General features: G+C 65.1%; 6 protein-coding genes. 2 read left to right on the forward strand and 4 right to left on the reverse strand.

All coding sequences use genetic code 11. The annotated features are described in order from the left end of the window. Nucleotides 1–120 precede the first annotated feature (120 nt). The 4 genes from Q0H50_RS07610 to Q0H50_RS07625 all read right to left on the reverse strand — a co-directional run bounded on the left by Q0H50_RS07610 (nt 121) and on the right by Q0H50_RS07625 (nt 3,284). Nucleotides 121–360, reverse strand: a complete 240-nt coding sequence (locus Q0H50_RS07610) for a DUF3343 domain-containing protein (RefSeq protein ID WP_294421045.1) — start codon at nt 358–360, stop codon at nt 121–123. Nucleotides 361–378: 18 nt separating this feature from the next. Next, nucleotides 379–978, reverse strand: coding sequence for a sulfurtransferase-like selenium metabolism protein YedF (gene yedF, locus Q0H50_RS07615; protein ID WP_294421047.1), 600 nt, complete (start codon nt 976–978; stop codon nt 379–381). Nucleotides 979–1,029: 51 nt separating this feature from the next. Further along, nucleotides 1,030–2,208, reverse strand: a complete 1,179-nt coding sequence (locus tag Q0H50_RS07620; protein ID WP_294421049.1) for a double-cubane-cluster-containing anaerobic reductase — start codon at nt 2,206–2,208, stop codon at nt 1,030–1,032. A 233-nt stretch (nt 2,209–2,441) separates the two neighbouring features. Then, nucleotides 2,442–3,284 carry a formate/nitrite transporter family protein gene (locus tag Q0H50_RS07625; RefSeq protein WP_294421052.1) on the reverse strand — a complete coding sequence of 281 codons (843 nt, stop codon included), beginning with the start codon at nt 3,282–3,284 and terminating at the stop codon, nt 2,442–2,444. A 252-nt stretch (nt 3,285–3,536) separates the two neighbouring features. On the opposite strand from Q0H50_RS07625, the gene selA reads away from it, so the two are divergent. Both selA and selB read left to right on the forward strand, forming a co-directional pair. Further along, nucleotides 3,537–5,000 carry an L-seryl-tRNA(Sec) selenium transferase gene (selA, locus tag Q0H50_RS07630; RefSeq protein ID WP_294421054.1) on the forward strand — a complete coding sequence of 488 codons (1,464 nt, stop codon included), beginning with the start codon at nt 3,537–3,539 and terminating at the stop codon, nt 4,998–5,000. Between the two features lie 6 nt (nt 5,001–5,006). After that, the coding region (gene selB / locus Q0H50_RS07635; protein WP_294421057.1) for a selenocysteine-specific translation elongation factor at nt 5,007–6,846 on the forward strand (1,840 nt) is incomplete at its 3' end.

Below are 6,846 nucleotides of genomic sequence, written 5' to 3' on the forward strand. Positions count from 1 at the left end.
ATCAGGCGCCGCGCACGACCACGCATCAGGCAACCCGCCGGTTGACCCGGCGGCGCATATACCCTCAACAGGCAAGACGCAAAACAAAGGGGAGCCGTCAAACGACGGCTCCCCTTTCATTCAGTACAGTTCCACAACGGTGATGGCCTCGAAAGCAAGCCCCCGCTGCGCGAGCGCCTGCTCGAGCGTTTCGCGATGCTCGGCGGGAACGCTCCAGGCCAGGCCGCAGCCGGCCGAGATCTCGGAGGGCACCGGGATGACGCGCCCCGGCAGGCCGTCGCCAGCGGCGGCCTGCACGGCCATCGCGTCCGCCGTGCTATGGAACGTCACCACCGCATGCGGCGTTTTGCATCGCTGCATCTTGCGCACCGCCAACGGTTAGGGGCGCACGACGACGCCGGCCTCAAGCTGCTTTTGAACGATGACGTACATGTTCGTCACCTCGCCCACCGCAAGCTTGTCGGCGATGCCGAAATGGTTAAGGCAGGTTCCGCAGCTGAAGATCTCCACGCCGGCTTCGGCGAGCTTTTTCAGGTCGTCGAGCACGGGGCTGCCCTCGACGGTCAGATGCACGCCGCCGTTGTATGCCAGGATGGCAGCCGGCAGCTCGTCTTGCTGGGTAAGCGCGAACACGAACGCCTTCATGAGCGTGGCGCCCAGCTCGTCGTCGCCCGAGCCCATCAGCTCGCTGGACAGCACTACCACCTTCTGCCCCGCCGGCACGAGCGGCTGGCACTCCTCGCACGCCTCGGCAGCAGTCTGCGCGCCCTTCGTGAAGGTCACGGCGAATTCGGCATCGCCGCGCTCCTCGGAGGCGGTTTCAATCTTGAGCGACTTACCCAGGTTTTCCAGGTTGTGCATGGCGGTCTTGTTGTCGACCACCACCTCAAGGGCGCCCTCGCCCATGCCGGCAAGGGCCTTCTTCGCGTTCACCACGGGCAACGGGCACGCCTGCCCCTTGCAATCGAGCTTCTCCATGAGCGTTTCCTTTCCGCGGCGTTTTGCGCCGCACTTGCGCGAATCAAACAGCTACAGCATCTCGATGAACGCGCCCAGGCGGGTTTCCACCTGGCCGGCATCGTTGGTGGAATAATCGGTTTCAAGTTTCATGTAAGGCACACCGGCCTGCTCGCAGGCGCGCTGCACGCGAACGGTCTCGATGTTGAAGGTGTGGCATGCCTGCAGCACCACCTCGACGACGCCGTCGACCTTGTATTTCTCCACCATGTCCATCATATGCTCGATGCGGCCGTCGTTGGGCAACATGACCGAGCAATTAATCTGCAGATAGCGATCGGAGATGGCGCGCAGGATGTCGGACGCGTCCTCGTCGACGAGCATGCCCTGGGTGCGCTCGCCTGAGCAATCGTCGATGCACACGATCACGCCGCCGGCGCGTTCGGCGGTCATGCCCACCTTCTGGATGACGCCTCCCGTGGGGCAGCCCGTGATCATGATGCGCTTGGCGCTGGCGGGCACCGGCCGCTCCCCCGCCTGGTAGGCGCTGCGGCGCTTTTCCGCCAGATCCTCAAGGGTTTGCGCATAGGAATCCACGTCGAAGCTGAACGTGGCGCGCAGCAAGGTGGCCATAAGCTCAACGCCGCTCATCGCGGGGGGCTCGTTTTGCTGCAGGTTGTACAGATCCATCATGGCGCGGCGGACGCGGTTACGCTTTCGCACCGCCTCGCGCAGGGCCTCGTCGGTGATCTGGACGTCGAAGCGCTGCTCAAGCTCCTCTTTGAGCAGCTTGCATTCCTCGTACCAGATATCGCCGGCGTAGCTGCGGTTGCGGGCCTGGGGCAGCTGCATGACGTGCACCGGCTTGATGTCGGCGAGCAGCTCGTACATCTTCTTCTTGCCATCGCACGTGGTCTCGCCCAAGATCATGTCGCTGAAGTAGGTGAAGGGGCATTTATCGGTGAGCGCGAAGCCGTAGGTGCCCTTGATGAGCGGGCACAGGTTTTTGGGCAGCACCGTCTCGGCGTCGGGGATGGTCTCGTTGTTCATGCCGCACAGGCCCACCGCGCCCGCGCCCGCGGCGTCCACCAGCTCGAGCGGGCTGTACGAGCACAGGTAGCCGCACAGCTTGCCGCCTTCCTGCTTGTAGTTCATGGCGTTGACGAAGCTAGCGCGGCGCGCCTCATCGAAGGTGTCGTAGATGCCGGGCAGGTCGACGGGCACCGCCGGTTCGTTTGCGGGTTCGAACATGAAAGCCTCTATTCTTTTCTCGTCTGTGATGATGCGCACAAAAGGGCATGCGCGAGTGACGCAAGCGCGCTTGCGTATGCAGAATGGTGCGCGCCCGATGGCAGAAAACGGCGCGTCTTTCGACCGACTATAGCACCGCTGCCCAACCGCGCCGCCGCGCAAAACGAAAACGGCACCTGCAATCCGCAAGTGCCGTTCGCAAAATCGTCTGGGCTGGAACACCAGGCTCCGCGCTACTTCGCGCTCTTCCTAGCGTACACGAACCAGTAAGCCAAACCCACCAGGACGCCGCCGATGATGTTGCCCACCGTGGCGGCGGACAGGTTGTACAGGATGGCCGTCACATCGAGCGCGCCGGCGTTGGCGACCGCGGCGCCGAACCCGGCGGACTTCATGAGCAGGCCCGTGGGCAAGAAGAACATGTTCGCCACGCAGTGCTCGAAGCCGGCAGCCACGAAGAAGCTGATGGGGAGCATGATACCAAGGACCTTGTCCACCACGGTGCGCGCGGAGAAGCCGATCCACACCGCCAGGCACACCATGACGTTGCACATGACGCCCTTGGCCATGAGCACGAGCCAATCGGGGGTGACCTTGCCGACGGCCACCGACACCATGGCGTCGCCCACGGCGCCGCCGTTCATCGAGCCGACGCCGCACCAATAGATGAGCGCCACCACGATCAGCGAACCGACCAGGTTGCCGAGCCACACGATGACCCAGTTGCGCACCAGACCGCCAAGCTTGATCTTCTTCGAAGCCAGGCCCGTGACCATGAGCATGTTGCCGGTGAACAGCTCGGCTCCGCAGCACAGCACAAGCACCAGGCCCAGGCTGAAGCAGATGCCGCCGACCATGCGCTGAGCGGCGAACGGCACGGCCGAGTCGCCCAGGAACACCAGGAAATACGTTGCGCCGAAGGCGATGAACGCGCCGGCGAGCATCGCCAGCACAAAGCACTTCGCGCCCTCCATGCCGGCCTTGCCCACGGCCAGCGTCTCGGCCTTCGCCTCGATCTCGGCGGGGCCGAGCACATCAGGTCGTAGCGCCTTCACATCCGATTGATCCATTGCCATGAAAACCTCCCCTGTTCGCGATCTCTCGTCTTTAGGAAAAACACGGTAATTCTTGCATGGCTGCGCACATGAAACGTCCGCATTGACGCGAACGGCGCGAATTGACCCGTCTGCGATAGCATTTGCCGGGCATTTGGCGCACTTGCCGGCTTGCCCCGGGCAGCGTACGGCACGACTGCTATATTGAGCTACGGAAAACCCTCGGCGCCCTGCATACAGGGCGCCGTAGCACGCGATACGGAAAGAGGATCCATGCCCGAACCACGTACCGACCTTTTGCGCGCATTGCCCCAGGTCGAAGAGCTGATGCAAGCCGCCCCCATGAAGGCGCTCGAAGCCATCGTCCCCCGTTCCATGCTCGTTGACCGCGCTCGTGCGGCCGTGGATGCGCACCGCCAGCTCATCTTGGCGGGAAAGGCGGATGCGGTCGACGGCGAGGCCATCTTGATTGATGCCGTCAACGGTGCGCTGGCAACGCTGCGCCCGAGCCTCAGGCGCGTCATCAACGCAACCGGCGTGGTCATCCACACCAACCTCGGCCGCAGCGTGCTGGCAGAGCCGGCCGTGCAGGCGGTGGTGGAGGCGGCGCGCGGCTATTCCACGCTCGAATACAGCATCGAGAACATGGCGCGCGGCAGCCGCCACGACCATGTCGAGCATCTGATCTGCGCGCTCACCGGAGCCGAGGCCGCCATCGCCGTGAACAACAACGCAGCCGCCGTCATGATGGTGCTCGCCGAGTTCGCCGCCGGCCACGAGGCCATCGTCAGCCGAGGCGAGCTCGTAGAGATCGGAGGAAGCTTCCGCGTCCCCGACATCATGGCCCAATCCAATGCCCGCATGGTGGAGGTGGGCGCCACGAACAAGACGCACGCCTTCGACTACGAGCGCGCCATCACGCCCGACACGGCCATGCTGCTCAAGGTGCACCCCTCCAACTACCGCATGATCGGTTTCACCGAAAGCGTTTCTAAGACCGACCTTCGCCGCATAGCCGATACGGAAAACGCCCGCCGCAGCGCCGCGGGCGGCACCTACCCCGAAGTGCTCGTCTACGAGGACCAGGGCTCGGGCGCGTTCATGCACCTGGATGTGTTCGGCGAATACGCCGAGCCCACGGTGCGCGAATCGCTTGCCGAAGGGTGCGACCTGGTCAGCTTCTCGGGCGATAAGCTGCTCGGCGGCCCGCAAGCCGGCATCGTGGTGGGCCGCAAGGACTACATCGACCGCCTGAAGAAGCACCCGCTCGCCCGTGCGCTGCGCCTGGACAAGATGACGCTGGCCGCTTTAGAGGCCACGCTGCGCCTATATCTGGACCCCGAGGATGCGCTTGCCCGCATCCCCACGCTGCGCATGCTCACCGAGGACGCCGAAACGGTGCGCGAACGCGCCGAAGCGCTGATGGCGGCCTTGGCCGAGCGCGTGATGCCCGAGCAGGCGCAGCTGGAGATCGTGGAGGAGACGGGGCGCGCAGGCGGAGGATCGCTTCCCATGTGCGACATCCCCACGTTCTGCGTGCGCATGCGCTTCGAGGCTGGCAACGCGCAAGGCTGCGAGGAGCATCTGCAGCGCAACCGCGACGTGCCCGTGATCGGGCGCATCAAGCGCGAATGCGTGCTGTTCGATGCGCGCACCATCACCGAAGAGGATATCCCCGAGATTACCTGCGCCGTGGGCAGTTATTTCGCGGCCATCGAAGGGCGAAAGGAGTCGTAGCGCGCCATGGCAACCGAATCGAAACGAGACCTGGTGCTCGGAACCGCCGGCCATATCGACCACGGCAAATCCACCCTGGTCCAAGCGCTCACCGGCACCGACCCCGACAGACTGAGCGAGGAAAAGCAGCGAGGCATCACCATCGAGCTCGGCTTCGCCCAGCTTGAACTTCCCGATGGAAGCGCCATGGGCGTGGTCGACGTCCCGGGCCACGAGCGCTTCGTGCGCCAGATGATCGCGGGCTCCACCGGCATCGACGTGGCCCTGCTGTGCATCGCCGCCGACGACGGCATCATGCCGCAAACCGAGGAGCACCTGGCGGTGCTGCAGCTGCTGGCCGTGCCCACCTGCGTGGTGGCGCTGACGAAATGCGACCTGGTGGACGAGGAATGGGCGTTGTTCATGGAAGACGAGGTACGCGCCCGTCTAGCTGGCACGCCGTATGCCCAAGCGGCCATCGTGCCCGTTTCCGCCCGAACCGGGCAGGGCTTGGAGGAACTGCGGAAAGCCATACAGCTTGCGGCCCGCGCCACCGCCGGCCGAGCCGAACAGGAGGCGATGCGCCTGCCCGTCGACCGCAGCTTCACCATCAAAGGAGCCGGCACCGTGGTCACCGGCACGCTTTGGAGCGGCATCGCGCATGTCGGCGACGAGGTGGAGGTGCTGCCCTCGGGCCTGCGCACGCGCATCCGCGGCATCCAGGTGCACGGTCAGGCGGTCGAGCAGGCCGCATCGGGTCACCGCACCGCGCTGAACCTCAACGCGGTATCTACCGACGACGTGCGGCCGGGCAGCTTCATCTGCACCCCCGACGCCGTCACGCCCACCGATCACTTCGATGTCGACATCACCTATCTGGGAGTCCCCGACCAGGACAAGCCGCTTGAAACCGGGTGCCGCGTGCATGTTGCGCACGGCACCACGGAATGCATCGGGCGTGTGCTGCTCATGGATGGCGTGAAAAGCATTTCCCGTGGTCAGACGGCCGCCGCGCAGATCCGCACCGAAAACGACTTGCCGGTTGCATACGGTGACCGGTTCGTCATCCGCTCCTACTCCCCCGTGCACGTGATCGGCGGCGGCGTGGTGCTGCGCGCCCACCCACGGCGCACGACCACGGTCAGCGAAGGCGATCGAACCCTGCTCGACACGCTACGCGCAGGCGATGCCGCGGCGGTGGTGCGCGCCGCCTTCGATATGGCCGAGTTCCCCGCCACGCCCGCCGACATCGCCCATGCAACCGGGCTTGCGCTGTCGCAAACCGCCGATGAGCTGGAAGCGCTTGCCGCGTCCGGCGCCGCCGAGAAGCTTGCAGGGGCAGCCGGCGCGAGCACCCGATTCGCCACCAAGCGCATGCTGCAGAAGCTGTTGGGCGCCATAGAGAACGCCCTGCTTCGCTTCCATAGCGCAAACCCCGCGGCAACCGGCATGTCGAAAGACGCGCTGCGGCAAGCCTGCATGCCCCGCTGCGCGACCGATGCCTTCGACGCTGTGCTTGCGCGCGCCTGCGCGGAAGGCAAAGCCGTGGCCGATGGCGGCATGATAAGCCACCCGCAAGCCGGCGCCGGAGCCCGCAAGCTGGAGGAAGGCAACGCCAACAAGCTGGCCGATTTGCTGGCCACGGCAGGCTCAAAGCCGCCCACGGTAGCCGACCTGCTCGAGCAGGCAGACCTTGCCCCGAAGCAGGGTTACAAGGCGCTCGGGCTGCTGGAGAAGCAAGGCCGAGCCGTCAAAGCCAGCGAGGAGTTTTACTTCGACGCCACCGCGCTTGACGCGCTCGAGCAGGCAGTGCGGGCTGCATTGGCAAACGGGCCAGCTTCTGCAGCTGACCTCAAGGACGCCATGG

It is taken from the genome of uncultured Senegalimassilia sp., from assembly GCF_934632265.1.
GTDB lineage: Bacteria > Actinomycetota > Coriobacteriia > Coriobacteriales > Eggerthellaceae > Senegalimassilia.